We start from the raw sequence: 20,532 nt of genomic DNA, 5'->3' as shown, positions 1-20,532 counted from the left end.
GCTCAAAAAAGGCAGGTATCACTCAAACTAATCTAAACTATATTGTAGTTTTAGATTATTTTTTAACGATTGTACAAGTCGCAGTTGCAGGATATCCTGCTGATACCGGATCGACATCGTTTATAGTAAAGGTAATTTCGTAAGTTCCCGGTTCTCCAATATCATAAGCACCACCATTATCTTTGTTAATGGTATTTGTTGTAGGATCTGCAGGTCCGTAGTTTACATCCCATTTATCATTCAATCTGAATTTTAAGGCTCCTGCTAATAAGTTGGCAGTCGCCTTCCATGTTTTAGTTTCATGGTTGTAGGACATCGGAATAGAATGATTCCATCCGTAGTCTTTATCTTCAGGTGTTGGCGCATGAGTTGATGAACCTACAATTCCCCAGGCATAAGGAGTAGAACTCCATTTTAAAGTATTTAAATTTACTTTGATCTGATAAGAACCTTCTCCAGGAAGTGCAAAATCAGTAGTACTCATGTCTTTCAGGTCATTATTTGTGGCGCCTGCACCATAAAATTGTTCCCAGTTTCTGCCAGTATTTAATTTAAATACGGGGCCATAACCCGGAAGAACTGTTACATAACCCTGATAAATCCCTTTTGAAATTGCAGTTAAAGCCAAAGCAGTATCTACATTCCATTCGCCCTGATAAGCTCCCGGCATATAAATCTCGCCAAAAACAACGCTTTTTTCATAAGGTGTAACGGTCAGCGTGATAGGATCAGAATAGATTTTTCGATCCATTGCAGCTTCTACACGAACAACTAATTTTCCTGCAACATCCGGTGGAAGACCTAAGTCTACGGCAATTTTATTTAAATCAAGACCAATAAAAGCTTTGCTTAAAACGTCTTCGCCAACCACAATTCTTTTGGCTTTTTGCCAGGCAGTAGTACCACTGGTATCACCAATTAAATCAAATTCTACGGCATATGTAACCGGCGCATCAATTGGGAATGTTACTTTTGGCCAGGAAACAAGTAAAACATTATCGTCAGCAGAATCTTCTGTTAGTACCAATGTACTGGAAGAAACTTCAATTGCAGAAGGAAAACTTACGGATTTTAGCGTCGTTAATTCGGCTTCACTGTCACAGGAAGCGCTTAGAAAAAGCACGCTCCCTAAGAGGAATAATTTATTGATATATTTTTTCATGATAGTTTTGTTTTTAGTAACCCGGATTTTGTTTTAGTCCTTTGTTAGCATCTAAAGCAGATGTTGGAATTGGGAACAACTTTCGGTAAGCAGGAGATACCGGTCTGAATTCGTTTGCCAATAAAAATTTGTCAAAACGAATCATATCTTGTCTTCTGTGACCTTCCCAATTTAATTCGAATCCCCTTTCGTTATAAATATCATCAAGAGTTGGGTTTGAAGCCAATGCATCTAAACCGGCACGTTGCCTGATCTGATCTATAAAAGGTTTTGCAGCACCAGGATTCCCTAAACGGGCATTACATTCGGCCATCATTAAAATTACGTCAGCATATCTAAAAATTGGGAAGTCATTTGAAGCTCCTCCGCCACTTTTTGCTCCTGCAGGATAAAATTTAATATTACGAACTCCCGCCTGAGGATCAGCTCCCGGATTGTCAAGAGAAGCTACCTCAAGTGTATAATTGTATCCTCCAGGTTGTTCGCCTACTAAAAATTGTTGTCTTCTAATATCGTTTAAGGCATATTTCAGGAAAAAATCCTTAGGTACAATAGTTCCGTTCCAACCCGCCATTCCAAATAAAGCAGTACCATGCGGACCATATACGCTACGAACGGCATAGATATTACGGGAAACGATATCTAAAGTTGCATAAATAGGTAAAATGGTTTCATCCTCAGGAAGTACATCTCCAAATAATTCATAATATTTATTTCCTAACGGGCTAGAAGCATTTGCTGCTCCGGAATGTAGTGTAAAACCACCTTCGCTAACTTTGTTACAAGCCGCTAAACATTCGTTCCATTTTGCTTCTCCGGTATAAACCTGTGCGTTCAAATATACTTTTGCCAATAAAGTATAACCCGCCCATTTATTGAATCTTCCGTAATAGTTTCCTCCTCTTGTTCCGGAAAGCTGCTCTACGTTCTCGGTTAATTCTTTTACAATAAAGCTGTAAATTTCTTTACGGCTTGATTGCGGAATTTTATCTACTGTAATATTATTATCAGTAAAAAATGGAACATCACCAAAATCATCAATCAATAAATAATAAAAGAAAGCACGTAATACTTTTGCTTCAGCAATTTTTGAAGCTTCGGCATTTGATTTTTCTAATAACTGAACTGCTAAATTTGCATTGAAAACGGACTTGTACAACCAGTTCCAGGTATTATTAATGATAAAATCTGTTGGCAGCCATTCGTGTTTGTGCAAACGGGCAAAATCTTGTTGCCAGTCTCCGGTATTTCTATGCGGAATCACTTGTTCATCAGATGACATACAGTTCATGTCATACCAGCCATTATCAGCTCCTGCGTAACCTACGCCGGGTATATTGTTACGTTGAAAGTCACCCGGAATTTCGGCATAAACACTTGCAAGGGCAATATTGGCTCCTTCAGGGGTGCCATAAAATTCGTCAGCCGGATATTTGTCGTACACATTTTCGCTAATGTCTGAACATCCAAAAAGGGCAAGGAAACAAACGCTTCCTGCTATTAGTATATTTTTAATTTTCATCTCTTTTACTATTTAAATTTTACAGTCAGACCAAATGCAACACTTCTTGTACGAGGGTAAATTCCTCTGTCACCACCAAAGTTGTCTTCAGTTTTACCACTTCCGCTAATATTCAATTCCGGATCAAGACCTGAGTAATCAGTAATCAGTAATAAATTGTTTCCTGTAAGTGAAAGTCGGATAGAGTCTACATATTTATCTGTAAAACGGAACGTATATCCTGCAGTAACATTTTCTAAACGTACAAATGAACCATCTTCTAACCATAAGTCAGATCCATACGGAGACGAGTGAATTCCCTTATCAACTGCACTTTCTAAAACATTCGATTTACCCGTGTTCTCCAGCATGCTTAAGTTTTGATTCAGTGCGTTGTAGATCTTATTTCCTCCTGAACCTCTTACTAACACAGAAGCATCGAAGTTTCTGTACCTGTAAGAAGGGTTAAATGCAAAAGTATAAGTTGGTAATGCTGAACCTGCGTAGTAACGATCCGGACTTTTAACACCCTGATCAATAACACCATTTCCGTCACGATCCTTTACTGTTTCAACACCATTGTCATTTTTGCCGGTATGTTCTAAGATATAAAATGCACCAACTGGTTTTCCTTGTACTAAATAAGAGTTTGCCGCTCCCCAGCCTACATAATCTGTGTTTAAAGGAATGCCATTAATACTGCCACTTAAATTAAGTACCTCATTTTTCATGAGTGATACATTTCCGGCTAATGTTAGTGTGCTGTTCTCTGTTTTAATAACATCATAGGCAAGAGCAATCTCCAGACCTTTGTTTGAAATGCTTCCTACGTTTGCTTTTATTTGATTATAAGGATAAGGAGGTTGAGGTACGGTATAATCAAACAATAAGTTTTCGGTTTTAGAATCATAAACATCTACACTACCTCTTAGTCTATTGTCTAAAAGGGCGAAATCAAGACCAATATTGGTTTGTTTTTTTGTTTCCCATTTCAAATCAGCATTTGCATTTTGAGTAATGTTGAAATTCGTAATAGGCATTCCTCCAAAATAAGTAGTTCCTGCACTTCCTACTAACGATAATGAAGTTTGTGGATAAAGACCTTGCTGATTACCGGTTTCTCCGTATCCTACACGTAATTTTAGTTCACTAAATAAAGTTTGAGTTGCCATGAATGACTCTTTATTAATTTGCCATGCCACAGATGCTGACGGGAAATTTCCCCATTTGTTGTTGGCACCAAATACAGATGAACCGTCTCGTCTGATACTTGCTGTAAGTAAATAACGATCTAGTAAAGAGTAGTTTAATCTTCCTAAATACGAAACTAAAGTTCTGTCGTTTTTATAAGAAGAAATATCAGAAGATTGTACTTTCGAAAAATCTCCAAATTGTAATGCGTTGTAAGTAGTTTTATCGTTTATAAAACCTCTTGCCTGAGCATAATTTCCCTGATAAGCCTGACTTTGCCACTCGTATAATGCCAATGCATTGAAAGTGTGAATCCCGAAAGTTCTTTTATAATTAAGGCTTATATTGGTTAATTTTTCGTTTTGTCTTTCATTTTTAATATTAGCATATCCTTTTTGATCTACTGCAAGTGCGTCTGTTGATGCTGCAGGCATGAAATATCCAATAGTGGTATTTGTTTTTCTCCAGCTTCCAAACCAGTTTGCAGAAAAACCTTTACCTAAATCCAATTCAGCTTTTAAACTTCCAAATAAATTATCACTTTGTCTCTCATTCGTAGCGGTCTGAGCAACTGCATAAGGATTTAAATACTGAAATACAGTTGGATCTGTATAATAGGTTCCGTTCGTATTAAAAACAGGATCAGTTGGTCTTGCCAATAATGAATTGGTGATCAGGTTTGATTTATAAGAAACAGTTCCTACCTCGCCAATACTATTGGTTACATTATTTACTCCTGTGTTTAAATTAAAAGTTAGTTTTAATTTGTCATCAAGAGCCAATTGCGTAGCCTGAATACGGCCAATATATTTTTGGTTACTGGAATTAATTACCACTCCGTCTTGCAAAATCGCTGTTAGAGAAGCTCTGTAATTAAATTTATCAGTTCCGCCGCCAAAAGAAAGCGTGTGCGTTTGGGTAATTCCGGTTTGTGTCAAAAGATTGTACCAATCAGTATTTGAACCGTGGTTTGCAGAAGCCGGAACACCCACACTTTGAGCAGTTGCCCACCATTGGTTGGCATCTAGCATATCGAGTTTTTTGGGGATAAAATCGATAGAAGTAGAGCCTATATATTCCATGGTTGTTTTTCCTGCTTTATTCTTTTTTGTTGTTATAATGATCACACCGGGTGCACCTCTGGAACCGTAAACAGCCGTAGCCGAAGCATCTTTAAGAACATCAATACTTTCAATTTCGCTTGGAGGAACCTGATTTAACAAATCCATGTTTCCCTGAATTCCATCTACGACTACCAAAGGATCATTTCCTCCAATTAAAGAAGAGATACCACGAATACGAACGCTTGGTCCTGAACCTGGCTCACTACCAATCTGAGTAATGTTTACACCGGCAGCTTTTCCTGCAATCAATTGTAAAGGGTTTACGATCGCACCCTGATTCATATCTTTAGCAGCAATTGAAGAAACGGCTCCCGTTACATCTTTTCTGGCCGTAGAACCATATCCTACAACCACAATTTCCTGTAAATCTGTGGCATCAGGAACGAGTTGAATGTTGATAACGCTTTGGCTGGCCACTACCTTTTTTTCTTTATAACCAACAAAAGACACGATAATTACAGAAGCACTGCTTTCAACAGTAAGTTTGTATTTCCCGTCAAAATCAGTCACCATTCCGTTTTTTGTTCCTTCTTCGTTAACTGAGGCTCCCGGTAAAGGCAGGCCATTTTCATCAGTAATGATTCCGGTAACAGTTTGTTTTTGATAAGGAATGCTTTGTGTTTTCAGTTCTGGCTTTTTTAAGATAATCTGAGTGTCCCGAACTTTAAACTCTGTTGGAGTTCCCTTAAAGAGTTTGTCTAAAACAATATTGATATTTTGGTCCTTTACAGAAATAGAAATAACACGATCAAGATCAATGTCACTTAGTTTGTAAATAAACCTGAAATCCGTTTTTTGTTCAATGGTCTCAATAACCTTTTCGATTGTTGAATTGTTCAATTCAAGGGTTACTTTTGTTTTTTGAGCATAAGTATTCCCTCTGATATTAAACATGGCGACCAAAATAAGTAGTGTAGTTAATTTCAATTTTAGGTCATTTTGGAACACTCGGTATAGAAACCCAGTATTCTTTGATTTTTTTTTCATAATTTTGTTAATTGATTGTAGTTAATTCGTTATATTCAATCACTTAGTAAATCGGAAATTGTTCGTAGCTCTTTCCGATTTTTTTATTCCTGTACTTTTATTCTTTCATGTTTTTTCATTGGTTTTAGTGGTTATTTAATTAGTATTTGATTGTTTTTTATGGTGTAATTAATGCCATGGATGTCATCAAAATAGCTCATTACTTTCTCGATTGATTCATCGCTGAAACTTGCATTGAATTTTTCATTCGCCAGTTTTTCATTTTTGTTGATAATAGTAACATTATAGCGTCGTTCTAATTTTGTGATGATATTTTTGAATGTCATATTTCTAAAAGTCAGGCCGCCGTTGATCCATGAAGTATAAATATCAGTGATGACAGGTTTGGTAGAGATAAGAGCATTTTCTCTGTTGAAGCTTCCTTTGAAGCCAGGTTTTAAGATCGTGTTTTTAGCAGCATCGAATTCTTCGTTTGAGCGATACATTCCAACAGATCCTTCGACTAAAACAACATCTGTTACAGCATCTTCTGGATAATTAGAAACATTAAAATGAGTTCCAAGAACACGTACATTCAAGGCGTCAGCATTTACAATAAAAGGATGCTTTGCGTCTTTTGCAACATCAAAAAAAGCTTCACCATCGAGAAAAACCTGTCTGTTTTCTCCTGCTATAAATTTTACAGGATATCTTAAAGTAGTCCCTGCATTTAAGTGCACCAATGTTCCGTCTGATAATTCTAGTTTGAATTTTTTACCGTAAGGAATTTTAATAGTGTTATAAGTTGTTTTCTCTAAATCAGAATTGTTATCGTAAACGATTTTATCTCCGTCTTGGTTTCCAACGATATTTCCGTCCGCATCTCTTACTTCAACTTTATTGTTTTCAGATATGATCTGAACTTTTCCATCTTCTAATTGCAAGACAATATCAGTGCTTTTAAAGTCGAATTTAGTTTCTTTTTTAGTCGTGAAAGCACCTTTTTGATAAGCAAGACCAATTCCTAGTAAAACAACAACAGAAGCGGCAATCGAAATGTATTTTCTGAAATTTGATTTTTGAGGCGCAATTTCTATTACAGTTTCATTTTCTTGTGAAGTTGCTAAAATAGAGTCAAAAATAGAGTTTGCAGTTTGCTGATCCATTTTTGGCATTTCGGTAAGTAGATTTTGAATATCTTCTACCGAAGGAAAATCATCAGTAAGTTTATTTTTTTTATAATACGCAATTACCTCGTTTGTTTCTTCGGGTGTACATTGGTTCAAAACAAACTTTTGTAAAAGGCCGTGCATTTCAGAATTTGAATTCATTACGAATTGATTTTAGGTCTGGGTTTTATATAATACAGTTGAAAACAAGTTGAGTACTACTCTAACATTGTAAATTTTTAAATTTTAACATTTATGAGCCTGATTATTGTAGTAGTAAAACTCGGTAAGTGCTGATTTTGTTGAGTTTATTGATGAAAATTAGTTTTAAAATTATTTTTATTTTTTGATGATAAATGAGGTGCTTTCATTTCGAGGAACAAGGAACTTCCGCAACGTGACTAAACCCGACAGGTTTAAAGAACCTGTCGGGTTTGGCATTCACCTTCAGTTTTGTCATCTCGACCAGAGGGAGAGATCACACTAGAAACTCGACAACAATTGGCTTTTCTTTGACTAAACTCGACAGGTTTTAGAAACCTGTCTGGTTTGGCATTCACCTTCAGTTTGTCATCTCGACCAGAGGGAGAGATCACACTAGAAACTCGACAACAATTTGCCTGTCTTTGACTAAACCCGACAGGTTTTAGAAACCTGTCTGGTTTGGCATTCACCTTCCGTTTTGTCATCTCGACCAGAGGGAGAGATCACACTGGAAACTCGACGACAATTGGCTTTTCTTTGCGGATTTCTCTCTGGTCGGGAGGACAATATTTTCGAAATTTCGAGTTAAAAAGATTGAGTGCTATACAAACGTTGTTCTCGACTCCGCTCGAACTGACAGAAAGAAAGCATCTTTGCAAAAGTTTTCGCGGTTAAGCAAAAAAAATCACCCGGGAAGAGTGATTTTAATGGTTAAAATGGTTTTTTGGTTTAGATAATTTCATCATGAACCTGAAAAAAGACTCGCATTGATTCTAATGCTTTACTCATTTGGTTCCTGACTGTATTGATAGAGATGCCGAGTTCCTGACTTATTTCTTCGTAACTCATTCCCTTCTTTCGGGACATCTTAAAAATTTGCTTTCGTTTTGGAGGCAGTTGGCTCATAGCTTGTTTTCTAAGCTTTTTGCAATCTGCTTCCCGAATAGAGTAATCACCATATTCATGAGATTTCTGACTTTCATAAAAAATCTCTTCTTTTAGCAATGCATCATTTGCCGCTTTATTCAAAAAATTAAAGGCCTGATTTCTGGCAATGGTAAAAATGTACGCTTTAAAAGATTGTTCCAGGTTTAAGTTTTCACGATGCAGCCAAACTTTCATAAAAACATCCTGAACATTTTCTTCAGCCGCTTCTTTTGATTTTAACAAACTGATGCTATAACCGTAAATATCCTGATGGTATAAATCAAAAAGTTGACGAAATGCTTTTTCGTTGCCATTTTTGAGTTCACTCACCAATAATTTTTCGCTATGGTTGTTTGCTTCTGACATTAATTTAATTAGTCCGTATTTAAATCTAATTATATTATGATACTATCAAAATTGGTACTCTGATTTCTTGACTGGTTAGCAAATATATAAAAATATTATTCGCAACAAATATTATTAAAAAAAACTTAATTCTATTTTTTTTAATAAATTTTATGTAAGATAGTACCAAAGGTCTTGGGAAATGGCGTGTTGTTAAGCTAGTTTATTTCTAACTTATATTTTAAAAATAAATCATTCAGGTGTTGATTTGTTGAGAATATTCTTATTGGAGATTATGACGAAGGTCGATTTTATAATTGAAAACAAAAAAAATCCTTTTATCTTTCTTTTGCAGAAATGATAAAAGGATTGTATAATATTAAGAATTGATATTGATTCTTTGTAGCATTATATAAGTAGAATTAGTTTTTCAAGTCTTTAATTACTTTAAAAGCTACATCAACCTGATCTTCTCCAACTAAAATAGTAAACTCGTTAGAAGTCGAAATTACCTCGTTTATGATAATTCCTTCCCACGCCAAACGTTGAAAAATGAAATAGTAAATTCCGGGAACAACGATATTTTCTTTTGGTAATTTTACTGTAATTGAAGCCAGATTATCTAATTTCTGAATTAGTTTTTCACGTATAAAATGCTTCTCAACTAAATGATTTACGCTGCTGCTCACCACGATATTAGTTTCATTTACGCCACGGGATGAGGTATAAAAAATATCAGATAAAGCGTTAATATCAGAAATTAAATCAGCTTGTTTGTTTAAAACAGTTTCAGAAGCTGCAAAAGTGTAATCTGTCAATTCAGATCGAACTGTAATCTCGCCAATATTCTTAATTACTTTATTGATTTTATGGTTCAGCTTAAAGTCTAATTCTTCTGTGAGTCGTTTCAATGACATTACAACAGCACCTTGTTTCACTTCTTTGCCAAATTCACTTTCCAATTCGGTCATAATGTTCCGGGAAAGCGACGTCAGGTTGATGATTCCAAGCGATAGCGCATTTAATAAAAAAGGTTTTGTTTTGATGTAATTTTCGACGATTGAAGAAACAGTTTTCATAGCTTTTTTTCTTTTTTTTTGTAACTTGATTGTGTTGGTTTAGTTAATAGGGGTGTTATAAATCTGCGCAAATATAAATAAAAAAACAATTTGTTACAAATATAACAATAGAAAATTATGTTAAAAGTGATAAAAAGCATCTGTAAGATGTTCAATAGCAAATGATTCGTTGTTTTTGTGAATGGCGATGATGTCAAATCTTACATCAAAATCTATTTCCCTATCGTTTATGTAGGCATTTACTGCTTTAACAAGTAGCTGAATTTTTTTTGGTTTGACAAAATCCTGTGGTAAACCAAAATCCAGACTCGATCTGGTTTTAACTTCAATAATAGCCAAAATGGATTCTTTTTGGGCAATAATATCAATCTCAGCCTTTTGAAAAGTCCAGTTTCTATCCAAAATTGTATAACCGTCTTTCTGAAGAAATTCTACAGCTAGTTCTTCGCCTTTTTTCCCCAAGTCATTATGTTCAGCCATTCTTTTAGTTGTGAGTTTTAAATTATCATTTGTGAGTTGAGTTGGCGCGCAAATACACAAAGTCGCAAAGAATTAAATAAAACTTTGCGACTTTGCGTCTTTGAGATTTTTATGTGGTATTTTAATTCTTCTTAATTTGAAGAAAACGGGAAATTATTATTTCTGAAAAGAAACAGTACTTCCTGACGAATTAACATCAATAGAAATTGTGCTTCCCATAATAAGAGCTCTATTGTCCTGAATATGACCAGCAGGAAAATTAAAAATTACAGGAATATTGTATTTTTTAGTAACGTCATCGACGATTTCAACTGCATTTTTCCCCCACGGAACTTCGTTGTCTTTCATTTTGGTCATGCCCCCAACGATGATTCCTTTTAGGTTTTCGATACAACCATTACGTCTAAGATTCATCATCATACGATCGATATGATATAAATATTCATCCAGATCTTCGATAAATAAAATTTTATCCTTGCAATCTATAGCCGATGGTGAACCTAACAAACTGTATAAAATAGATAAATTTCCGCCCACTAATTCGCCGGTTGCTTTCCCAAAACGGTTCATTTTGTCCGGAGCAATAGTATAAGATAACGGTTCGCCCAATAAGCTTGATTTCATTGAACTAATGGCGGCTGGAGTAGCACGCGGTATCGTCACAGGCATTACACCATGAATCGATTTATAGCCCATAGTGTTCAAATGATTGTGTAAGACAGTAACATCACTAAAACCAATAATCCATTTTGGGTGTTGCTTAAACTTAGTAAAGTCCAGAAGATCAATCATTCGTACGGTTCCATATCCACCACGAACACACCAAATAGCTTTAATATTAGGATTATCTAATTGATGCTGAAAATCAGCAGCACGTTGTTCATCCGTTCCTGCCAGTTGATTAAAGTCAAGTCCAATTGTGGTTCCAACAACAGCCTCCAAACCCCAGCTGTGCAACAAATCGATTGTTGGTTTAAGATTGTCTTCGATATTTTTTCTCGCAGTGGCTAAAATAGCGACAGTATCTCCTTTTTGTAAATAAGGTGGTGTTATCATGTTTTGTTGGGATTGACAGTTGAATGATTGTAGAGCAAAAATAAGAAATAGGAACTTACAAAAAGAAAAGTGTTTTTTGAAGTTTTGAAGTTGGCTCGCTTTCATGTTTTTTGCTTATTCATTATTAATGATAAACAAATATAGAGATTTTAAAAAATAAAATAATTAGAAAAATCTTACAAATATATTAATTTGCTTAAATTGAACTTTTTAAAATAGTAAAGTTTATGCAGTTCATTAGAGTTCAGTTTTATTTTGTTGCACTTCTTTTTGTGTCAATCCTGCAAGCGCAGTCTAAAAAGTACACCATTCATACAGTAGCTTTTTATAATTTCGAGAATCTTTTTGATACTATAAATGATCCAACAACACACGATGATGAATGGACGCCAGATGGAGCACAACATTGGACAAAGGAAAAGTACGAACAGAAATTAAAGAACCTTTCCCGAGTTTTATCAGAGATAGGAACTCCTGAGAATCCTAATGCGCCAACATTAATTGGAGGTTCTGAAATAGAAAACCGCGGCGTTCTGGAGGACTTGGTCAAAGAACCAAAATTGCAAAAACTTGATTATGGAATCATTCATTTTGATTCGCCGGACAAACGTGGAATCGATGTGGCATTATTATATCAAAAGAAATATTTTAAACCAACTTCGTATTCTAATATTCCTTTATATCTCTATAAAAATAATGCAATTGTAAAAGAGGAGAAAAAAGAAGAAATAGATGATGATCTCGAAATTAAAACAGAGAATAAAAATAGGATTTTTACAAGAGATCAGCTTTTGATTACTGGATTTCTCGAAGACGAAGAGATACATATTATAGTCAATCACTGGCCATCGAGATCAGGAGGCGAAAAGAAAAGCAGTCCGTTTCGTGAAGCAGCTGGAAATTTAAACAGAAGAATTATCGATTCGCTTCAACGCATAAATCCAAATGCCAAAGTGATTACAATGGGAGATTTAAATGATGGTCCGTTTAACCGAACTGTCAAAGTAGCTCTGGGCGCAAAGGCAAAAAAGAGTGAAGTTCCTGAATTTGGAGTTTTTAATCCGTTTGAAGAAATGGCAAATAAAGGTATGGGAACGATTGCCTTTAGGGATTCCTGGGATATTTTCGACCAGATTATAATTACTGAATCTCTTATACAACCCGATTTCTCTAGCTTTAAATATTGGAAAGCAGGCATTTTCAATAAGCCTTTTCTTGTTCAGACTTCAGGACAATATAAAGGATATCCATTACGGCACAGTTTAACCGAAGTTGGTTTTAGCGATCATTTTCCAGTTTATATTTATTTGATAAAAGAAAAGCAATTGTAGAGGCGCACAGCAGTGCTTCTAACTCAAAGTTTGTAAAAGCAACTGAGACGCACTGCTGTGCGCCTTTACAAGAAACTTTTTCCTTAACTTAGCGTCATAGAAACCCAGTACCACTAAAAATGTCAATAGCAAAACCCTTCAACCTGAATAAATGGATCGATGAAAACCGTCATTTACTAAAACCACCAGTTGGAAATAAAAACCTTTACGTAGATTCCGGCGATTATATCGTGATGATTGTAGCGGGGCCAAATGCCCGTAAAGACTATCATTACAACGAAACCGAAGAGCTTTTTTACCAACTCGAAGGAAGCATAAAAGTCGTAATTCAGGAAGATGGCGAACGTAAAGAAATGGAACTTAATGCCGGAGATATGTATCTGCATCCTGCTAAAATCCCACATTCTCCAGTTCGTTCCCAAGGCTCAATAGGTTTGGTAATCGAGCGCAAACGCGCCGGAAAAGGATATACAGACGGATTGCTTTGGCATTGCGACAATTGCAATCATAAACTCTATGAAGTATTTTTTGAATTGCATAATATCGAAAAAGATTTCCTGCCACATTTCGAACATTTCTATAATTCAGAGGAATTGAGAACTTGTGATAATTGCGGAACTGTAATGGAATCTGATCCTAGATTTGTAGCGAAGAAGTAGTAGATTGATTCAGCATATCCTAACAGGTTTTTAAAACCTGTTAGGTATTATATTATATTAGAATAAAGTTTTAGAATAGAACTTATGCGGAGTTTTATTTTTTGGGAGCTATTTCCCGCTATCCGTTCCAATCTTTTGTGCCGAACACCGGCACAAAAGGATTTCCACTTCTATCAGGGCTAAGGCATCAATGTAAATAGAACTTATATTATAATTTGAGAAATCATATAGAAAGAATTTTAATAGATTAAAACATGAAAGATATTATTGTAAATAATCCCAATGAAGAAGATTTTTTGAAGGAATTAAAGGCAGATATAGAACAGGGTAAACGTGATTTTGAAAATGGGGATTATATAACTCATGAAGAAATGCTGGAGGAGTTGAGAAGTAAAAAGATTATTTAAGAGACTAAAAAAAATATTTTTGTTATTTCAACAATTTTTTGTCATTTCGACCGAAGGGAGAAATCACACGCGGGATACACACTGTTGAGGAGCTACTTTATGTGATTTCTCCCTTCGGTCGAAATTGACAAAATTACGGTTATGAGTTCTTTAGAAAAAAATCCGAGAGAATAATTGATTTTGCAACAACGTATTTGACCCATTCAAACGAATGAAAATCCGTTTAATCTGTGCAATCTGTGGCTAATTAGTCAGATTTACAACTCAAATCTTTTCCCTTGCTCCGGATATATAATCTTCAATCCAAGATCGTTTTGCTTTTGCAATTGTTCTTTAAGTTTGATAATATTTTTGGTTGGTGGTTTCAAGTGTGTAACAATAATATTGAAACCTTTCAAAGTTCCTTTTCCTGATAAATCTTCTAACGTGTGAAGTTCCTTCATCAAATAATTTGGCGTTAAATGTCCAAACAAAAATTGATCAGGTTGTTCATTTGGGAACGAAACTTCAATAAAAATTCCTTTTAATTGTTTGCTTTTTACAAGAGGAGCAATCGCTGTCCAGAGCGATTTTAGTTTATCACTTTTTTCTACAGCGTCAGGTCCCGTATCTCCTAAATAAAGCACATACGATTCTCCATTTTTAATTAGCAATGCAGTACTTTCAAACGGATTCACATGACTTAACGGGAAGGCTTTCGCCGTCATGGCTGTATTCGTAATTGGAGTTTCTTCGCCAATATTTAAAGTCTGAAAATGATATTTTTTCAATGGAGTTCCGGGACCTTTATCTCCAAAGTTAGCCCAGGTTTCATCATTAAAATAATGATTTTCCATCATCTCCATACATTTTTCAGTGGCATAAACCGTCTTCGAAGAATCTGCAGGAGAGTTAATAATCAATCCCGAAACATGATCTAAATGCGCGTGCGAAATAAAATATCCTTTGATATACTTTCTTAAAACTTCGCTTGTCGAAACTTTAAAAACTTTGTTTTCAATTGCTTTTTCGATTCCGGCATTTATCGTTCCCGCATCCAAAGCAATGAAATCATTCGTGTTTGTTGGGGCAACTAAATAAGCCGAAAGATTTTTTTCGTCGATTCCGCCTTTTATTCCCAACGGAACAACCTGAAACGAAGCTTTTTGATCTTTTTGAGAAAATGCATTTACAGAAATTAAAACGAAACAAATCAAAAGGCGATTGAAAACAGACATATTTAAATAATTTTGTGGCTACAAATTTCATCAATTAAGCCGAATAAATTGCTGTATCTTCTTCTAATTGCTATTAATTAACCCTAAATTTACTTTCAACTATAAAAGAATATAAATATGAAGCAGTTCTTTTTGATCTTACTATTGGGTTTAATTACTTCAAACGCTTATTGTTGTGATTGTGCTGAGAAACCTTCGATTGAAAAAAACTGGAAAATTGCCAATCAGGTTTTTATTGGCAAAGTAGTTAAAGTAGATAGTTTACTTTATGGTACTTATGGAGAAAAGGTGTATTCATTTACATTTAAAATAAAGAAGACATTTAAAGAAGACGTTTATCCAAATAGAGAGTATAGAACAATATTGTATGTAGATACTGCGGCTTGTGATTTTGTTTTTAGTACTGGACATGAATATTTAATTTATACTAAAGGAGATGACAAGTGCTCAGTTGCTCTCTTTGTTCAAGAACAGATTTAGTAGAGAATGTAGCAAAAAGCGAGTTACTTATTTTAAATGAATTGCATCAGAGTTATATAAAAAACCGTGGCGAAATAAGAATTATTAAGTTTCAAAATAATATTGAATATCAAATAGATTTAGTTAAAAATTCTTTCGAAGAAAGTTTAAAAAGAAAGATTTTAATAATCTATACGTTATCAGTTGTAGTTGTTCTTTTTCTCATAATAATTTTGATTTTACTAATCAGAAGAAAAAAACGAATGAATTGATGTAAGATTCATTATTATAATTTGTGGCTTAATTCAATTTGAAACAATATCTTTACATATAAATATAACAATTTTAACTAAAAAAGTTACAATGACAACAATAGCATCGCAATTTGGAATGAATGAGGCTCTGGAAAAATTGGGCATTAAATTGATCAATGAAGGAACATCAACAGGAATTGAAAACTTTTCTACAGGAGAAGTTTTAGATAGTTTTTCTCCGGTTGACGGAAAATTAATTGCTTCGGTAAAAATGTCAACACCTCAGGATTACGAAAAAGTAATGCAGGCAGCAACAGAAGCTTTCAAAACTTTCCGTTTGATTCCTGCCCCACAACGTGGAGAAATTGTTCGTCAGTTTGGGCAAAAGTTACGTGAGAACAAGGAAGCTCTTGGTAAGTTGGTTTCTTACGAAATGGGGAAATCCTTGCAGGAAGGTTATGGTGAAGTTCAGGAAATGATTGATATCTGTGATTTTGCAGTTGGTTTATCGCGTCAATTGCACGGATTAACTATGCATTCTGAAAGACCCGGACACCGTATGTACGAACAATATCATTCTTTGGGAGTGGTAGGGATTATTTCGGCATTCAATTTCCCGGTGGCAGTTTGGTCCTGGAATACTGCTTTAGCGTGGATTTCGGGAGACGTTTGCGTTTGGAAACCTTCTGAAAAAACACCCCTTTGCGGAATTGCTTGTCAAAATATTATCGCACAGGTTATTAAAGAAAATAATTTGCCAGAAGGAATTTCTTGTTTGATTAATGGAGATTATCAAATAGGAGAATTGATGACAGCTGATACCCGTATTCCGTTAATTTCTGCTACAGGTTCAACCCGAATGGGAAAAATCGTTGCACAGGCTGTTGCGGGACGTTTAGGAAAATCATTATTAGAACTTGGAGGGAATAATGCTATTATCGTTACTCCGGATGCTGATATTAAAATGACCGTCATTGGCGCTGTTTTTGGAGCAGTAGGAACTGCTGGACAACGTTGTACATCTACACGTCGTTTAATCATTCACGAAAGTATTTATGATAAAGTAAAAGACGCTTTAGTAGCGGCTTATAAGCAATTAAGAATTGGAAATCCGCTTGATGAAAACAATCACGTTGGACCGCTAATTGATACGCATGCTGTCGAAATGTACGCTGTTGCATTGAACAAAGTAGTTGCCGAAGGCGGTAAAATTCTTGTGGAAGGTGCAGTGCTTTCGGGTGAAGGTTACGAAAGTGGCTGCTATGTAAAACCAGCAATAGCTGAAGCTCAAAACTCATTTGCTATTGTACAGCACGAAACATTTGCTCCGGTTTTATACTTAATTAAATATTCTGGCGATGTTGATAATGCTATCGAAATTCAAAATGGAGTAGGACAAGGATTATCATCAGCTATTATGACGAATAATTTGCGTGAAGCCGAAAGATTTTTATCTGTTACAGGTTCTGATTGTGGAATTGCAAACGTAAACATCGGAACTTCAGGAGCTGAAATTGGTGGTGCTTTTGGTGGCGAAAAAGAAACCGGCGGAGGACGTGAATCAGGATCTGATGCCTGGAAAATTTATATGCGCCGTCAGACCAATACAATCAACTATACGACTAGTTTGCCTTTGGCACAAGGGATCAAATTTGATTTGTAAAATTTGATTTTAAATTTTGATATAAAAAAGGCTTCCAATTTTTTGGAAGCCTTTTACTATAGATAGGAGTTTATTTCTTTAAAATTGTTTGGTTAAATGAACCGTTACTAGTATTTACTTTTACTAGATAAGTACCTGGAATCAGTTGAGTGAGGTCGATGCTTTCTATATCTTTTCCTGTACTCTTAACTAATATCCCCGAGATATTATAGACTAAAATCTGTTCTACTTTTTGTATTGAATTTGATAAGTATAAAGTATTAGTCACAGGATTTGGATATAGAACTGTTTTTTGCGTTTCAGTTACTTCTTCGCTCTGGGCTGCTTGTGCAGCCATTCTCGATGTATTGCTACCATATTTTGTACTTATATAAAACAAATTGGCAACAGATCCTTTGGTAATGGTGTGCGAGCCAGAAGCAATTGAAGCTGTAACTATTCCTGCAGTAGCGGTGTAGGAAACATTGTCTACCTTAACTGTTCCTGTAAAATTAGAATCAAATACTAAAGTCAATGTCGAAGCAGCTGTCGTTGTATAGGTAATTGATGTACTTGATTCGATTTTTAAACGTTCGGTTAAAGTTAATCCTGCATACGTTACAGATCCGGCAGAAGAATTCATGCTTCCCGTAATACTATAAAATGTACTCGTTTTTCCGGAAGTTGTAAAATTATGATTCTGATCTGTACCAGGATTATTTGTTGCAACTGTAATTGTACCTGATCCTGTAGCTGCTGTTCCAGTTCCTATTGTAGCAACAGAATAAGATACTGTAGCAGTTGGAGTTCCAGTAATCGTTATCGTTTTTGCCGAAGTATTTTTTACAAAACTAATTCCTGATGCAGGTAATCCTGTTACTGTTGCATCTGTAGCACTGCCTCCCCAAGTAAAAACGATTGAGCTTATTGCAGTTCCGCTTGCTACTGTCTGACTGTTGTTTGAAGTAGAGTTAAGTGTTTGACCGCTTGCTGGCGGAGTGCCTTCACCCTGAACAGCAACTAATGTTCCGGTATAATTCGTAAGTGCAGATTTTAATGCTGCAATAACAAGAGAAGACTTATCGTCAATACTATTATCAAATGTCCATTTTAAATCTCCTCCGGAAACGCGTCCTGCATATTGAGTTGTTTTTGTTTTGGCAACAGCAGGCTGGTCTATCACTAAATTTTTTACATATAAGGCAACGTTGGTGTCGAAGTTATTATAGGTGTTTGCTCCGGATTTAGATTTAACATTACTGCTCACAACCTCGGCTCTTGAAGTTGCTACATAAGCATCAAAATCTGTTGTAGAGCTAATCTTTCCTGAAATATTGTATAAAGGATTTGTATCGCCATAGGCTACAAAACGCATGCTGTTTGTCGCAATATCGGCATCAAAAGTATTGTTGAAAGCTTTTATAGTTCCTCCTGCTTCACCTGAAAAAGTCCCCATTGTTCCGGGATTGTTTACCTGGTTAGTTTGATCCCAAATATCAGTTCCTTGTAAAGAAGTCATCATTGGGTTTTTGCTGTTGCGGAAATAATTTCCTTCTACAAAAAGAGAAGATCCCATCGTTGATCCTGCGCCATATTTTGCAACACCATCATAATAATTATTGTAAACATGTGCAGAATAATAACGAACACGAGGATGGCGCGAGTCTGAGTGATCAAACCAGTTGTGATGATACGTAATATATAAACCGGTTGTAGTTCCTTCGCTCAATCCCAAAAGACTTGCTTTGCCATTATCCCAAAAATGGTTGTACGATAATGTGATATAAGTCGATGATTTATTATCCAGTGCACCATCTCCTTTTATCTGATCGGCATCGCTGCCGGCGTTTCCATAGAACAAATCACAGTTATGTACCCAAATATGATCATTGTCCTGTTGCATTCCAACATTATCTCCGGCAGTACTATCGCAATTCATAAAACCTAGATTGCTTACTTCAATGTTTGAAGCCGATTTAAGGCGTACTCCCCATCCATTAGCAACGGCATCTGTTCCAACTCCTTCAATAGTAATATAGCTAGAGGCATTATTAGAGTTTTCAATGACGATATCTCCACCTTCCATTACGGTCATATCGGTAATATTCCCGATTAGGCGTATGATAAACGGACGAGTATCTTTTCCTTTTTTTATGGCATAAAGAATATTTTGCAAACCAACACACGGATTAGAACTTGCACCTGTTATGTCCATCGATATTGTGTTCTTGGTATTTGGTGTAATGTAGAGAATTACGGCACCAGTTTTTGGGGTTCCATCTGCATTATAACCACCAGGAACTCTGCCTCCATCAAAAGCAAACCCATTACGGTCTTGGGCTAAAACATTTAAATTGCTTGTGGTAGATCCTGATCCTTCAGTTCCTGAGATAACAGGTTTTACTTTGATGGTATAGGCTCCAGCTTTAAGACCCGGAACATCAGCTCTGTAGTAAGAACCGTAGCTTCTGATAAGTTGGTCGTCTATTTTTTTGTCAACCAAACCATTTCCTGTGTAATAAACATTGTACGATTGTGCGTTGCTAACAGGTTGCCATTTTACAAAGGCTGATTCTAGCCATCCTGATGCTTCATTAATTGTTACTTGCTGTGCCCATATTTGCGAACAAAGAAGCAGACAAGTCATAATAAGTAGGTTTTTTTTCATAATTGTGGTTTTTTTAGTTAATAAAGTTTTTTGTGGTTTTTTGTATATCGAAATCAATTGGTTAATTTGTAATCGATTGCATAAAAATAAGTTTAATTTCTTAAATATGTAATAAAATTCACTATTAAAAATTAAAATAGTAATTTTTTGCGCTATAAAATGGTTATTATGTAATAAATTACACTAAATGCAATTTATTACATAATGGGTTTAGAATGCGCCAAGTATTATTTTTGTTGTATTTTGTAAAGCAGAGAAGAATTAAATTCTTTGATAATAAGATCAAATTTGTGATTTATACTTATTTTAATTATCAAATCAAAAAAGAAAGAAAAAAGCCACTTTTAAAGCAGTCAATTTATAACGTTTGTATTCATAATTTACTTTTTGGTTAAAAAAAATGTCCATTATGCATACTAAAAAAGAGGAAAACTTTTATGAATAGATTGATTGTTTAGAGAAATAAATAAATGGAAAATAGAAGTAGGGGTTGTTCAGAAAAGACGTTGACAATTGGTTTTTATTTCAAACGGTATAAAGTTTAGGAAATAAATGACCATAAAAAAAGCCCTTTTGATTTTTTGAGGGCACTGAAAAACATCCCTTATTTTTGATCAGGTTTATTTTTTAGACAATAAAAAACGCTTATAACAGGATTTAAAAATATCCGTTATAAGCGTTTTTCGTTTTA

The 20,532-nt window shown here is 35.2% G+C and carries 15 protein-coding genes; 5 read left to right on the top strand and 10 right to left on the bottom strand.

The genetic code is table 11. The annotated features are described in order from the left end of the window. Nucleotides 1-55: 55 nt before the first annotated feature. The 8 genes from NJT12_RS21505 to NJT12_RS21470 form a co-directional block, all read right to left on the bottom strand. Nucleotides 56-1,162: a SusE domain-containing protein gene (locus NJT12_RS21505; protein WP_271338171.1), complete on the bottom strand. Its 1,107-nt coding sequence runs from the start codon at nucleotides 1,160-1,162 to the stop codon at nucleotides 56-58. A 13-nt stretch (nucleotides 1,163-1,175) separates the two neighbouring features. Then, nucleotides 1,176-2,684: a RagB/SusD family nutrient uptake outer membrane protein gene (locus tag NJT12_RS21500; RefSeq protein ID WP_271338169.1), complete on the bottom strand. Its 1,509-nt coding sequence runs from the start codon at nucleotides 2,682-2,684 to the stop codon at nucleotides 1,176-1,178. A gap of 8 nt (nucleotides 2,685-2,692) precedes the next feature. Continuing rightward, nucleotides 2,693-5,905 carry a TonB-dependent receptor gene (locus NJT12_RS21495; protein WP_271338168.1) on the bottom strand — a complete coding sequence of 1,071 codons (3,213 nt, stop codon included), beginning with the start codon at nucleotides 5,903-5,905 and terminating at the stop codon, nucleotides 2,693-2,695. Nucleotides 5,906-6,096: 191 nt separating this feature from the next. After that, nucleotides 6,097-7,275 (bottom strand): FecR family protein, encoded by a 1,179-nt coding sequence (locus tag NJT12_RS21490; protein ID WP_271338166.1) that lies wholly within the window; start codon nucleotides 7,273-7,275, stop codon nucleotides 6,097-6,099. Between the two features lie 771 nt (nucleotides 7,276-8,046). Then, entirely contained in the window at nucleotides 8,047-8,610 is a 564-nt protein-coding gene (locus tag NJT12_RS21485; RefSeq protein WP_271338164.1) for an RNA polymerase sigma factor, read from the bottom strand. A 401-nt stretch (nucleotides 8,611-9,011) separates the two neighbouring features. Next, nucleotides 9,012-9,668, bottom strand: a complete 657-nt coding sequence (locus tag NJT12_RS21480) for an aspartate kinase (protein WP_041516777.1) — start codon at nucleotides 9,666-9,668, stop codon at nucleotides 9,012-9,014. Between the two features lie 120 nt (nucleotides 9,669-9,788). Next, nucleotides 9,789-10,148 carry a YraN family protein gene (locus NJT12_RS21475; protein ID WP_271338162.1) on the bottom strand — a complete coding sequence of 120 codons (360 nt, stop codon included), beginning with the start codon at nucleotides 10,146-10,148 and terminating at the stop codon, nucleotides 9,789-9,791. A 156-nt stretch (nucleotides 10,149-10,304) separates the two neighbouring features. After that, complete coding sequence (locus NJT12_RS21470; protein ID WP_271338160.1) at nucleotides 10,305-11,204, bottom strand: S66 peptidase family protein; 900 nt, start codon at nucleotides 11,202-11,204, stop codon at nucleotides 10,305-10,307. A 227-nt stretch (nucleotides 11,205-11,431) separates the two neighbouring features. On the opposite strand from NJT12_RS21470, the gene NJT12_RS21465 reads away from it, so the two are divergent. The 3 genes from NJT12_RS21465 (at nucleotide 11,432) to NJT12_RS21455 (ending at nucleotide 13,601) form a co-directional block, all read left to right on the top strand. Further along, on the top strand, nucleotides 11,432-12,535 hold the full coding sequence (locus tag NJT12_RS21465; protein ID WP_271338159.1) for an endonuclease/exonuclease/phosphatase family protein: 1,104 nt from the start codon (nucleotides 11,432-11,434) through the stop codon (nucleotides 12,533-12,535). A 119-nt stretch (nucleotides 12,536-12,654) separates the two neighbouring features. After that, a complete protein-coding gene (locus NJT12_RS21460; protein WP_271338157.1) occupies nucleotides 12,655-13,194 on the top strand; it encodes a 3-hydroxyanthranilate 3,4-dioxygenase in 540 nt (179 codons plus the stop codon). Nucleotides 13,195-13,448: 254 nt separating this feature from the next. Further along, the gene (locus NJT12_RS21455) at nucleotides 13,449-13,601 is read left to right on the top strand and encodes a hypothetical protein (RefSeq protein ID WP_271338155.1); all 153 of its coding nucleotides are present in this window, start codon (nucleotides 13,449-13,451) and stop codon (nucleotides 13,599-13,601) included. Between the two features lie 257 nt (nucleotides 13,602-13,858). Here NJT12_RS21455 and NJT12_RS21450 read toward each other — a convergent pair whose 3' ends face one another. After that, nucleotides 13,859-14,818, bottom strand: a complete 960-nt coding sequence (locus NJT12_RS21450; protein WP_271338153.1) for an MBL fold metallo-hydrolase — start codon at nucleotides 14,816-14,818, stop codon at nucleotides 13,859-13,861. Between the two features lie 117 nt (nucleotides 14,819-14,935). Between NJT12_RS21450 and NJT12_RS21445 the strand changes: the two genes are divergently transcribed. Together NJT12_RS21445 and amaB are read left to right on the top strand one after the other, a co-directional pair. Next, nucleotides 14,936-15,298 (top strand): hypothetical protein, encoded by a 363-nt coding sequence (locus NJT12_RS21445; RefSeq protein ID WP_271338152.1) that lies wholly within the window; start codon nucleotides 14,936-14,938, stop codon nucleotides 15,296-15,298. Between the two features lie 342 nt (nucleotides 15,299-15,640). Next, the gene (gene amaB, locus NJT12_RS21440) at nucleotides 15,641-17,194 is read left to right on the top strand and encodes an L-piperidine-6-carboxylate dehydrogenase (RefSeq protein WP_271338151.1); all 1,554 of its coding nucleotides are present in this window, start codon (nucleotides 15,641-15,643) and stop codon (nucleotides 17,192-17,194) included. 70 nt (nucleotides 17,195-17,264) lie between these two features. Here amaB and NJT12_RS21435 read toward each other — a convergent pair whose 3' ends face one another. Continuing rightward, nucleotides 17,265-19,841, bottom strand: a complete 2,577-nt coding sequence (locus NJT12_RS21435) for a pectate lyase family protein (RefSeq protein WP_271338149.1) — start codon at nucleotides 19,839-19,841, stop codon at nucleotides 17,265-17,267. Nucleotides 19,842-20,532: the final 691 nt, after the last annotated feature.

Origin of the sequence: Flavobacterium azizsancarii (assembly GCF_027980145.1) — a bacterium.
In the GTDB taxonomy this organism is placed as follows: Bacteria; Bacteroidota; Bacteroidia; order Flavobacteriales; family Flavobacteriaceae; genus Flavobacterium; species Flavobacterium azizsancarii.
Note: the sequence above shows the minus strand (reverse complement) of the source record. Positions and strands in the feature narration are given on the sequence as shown.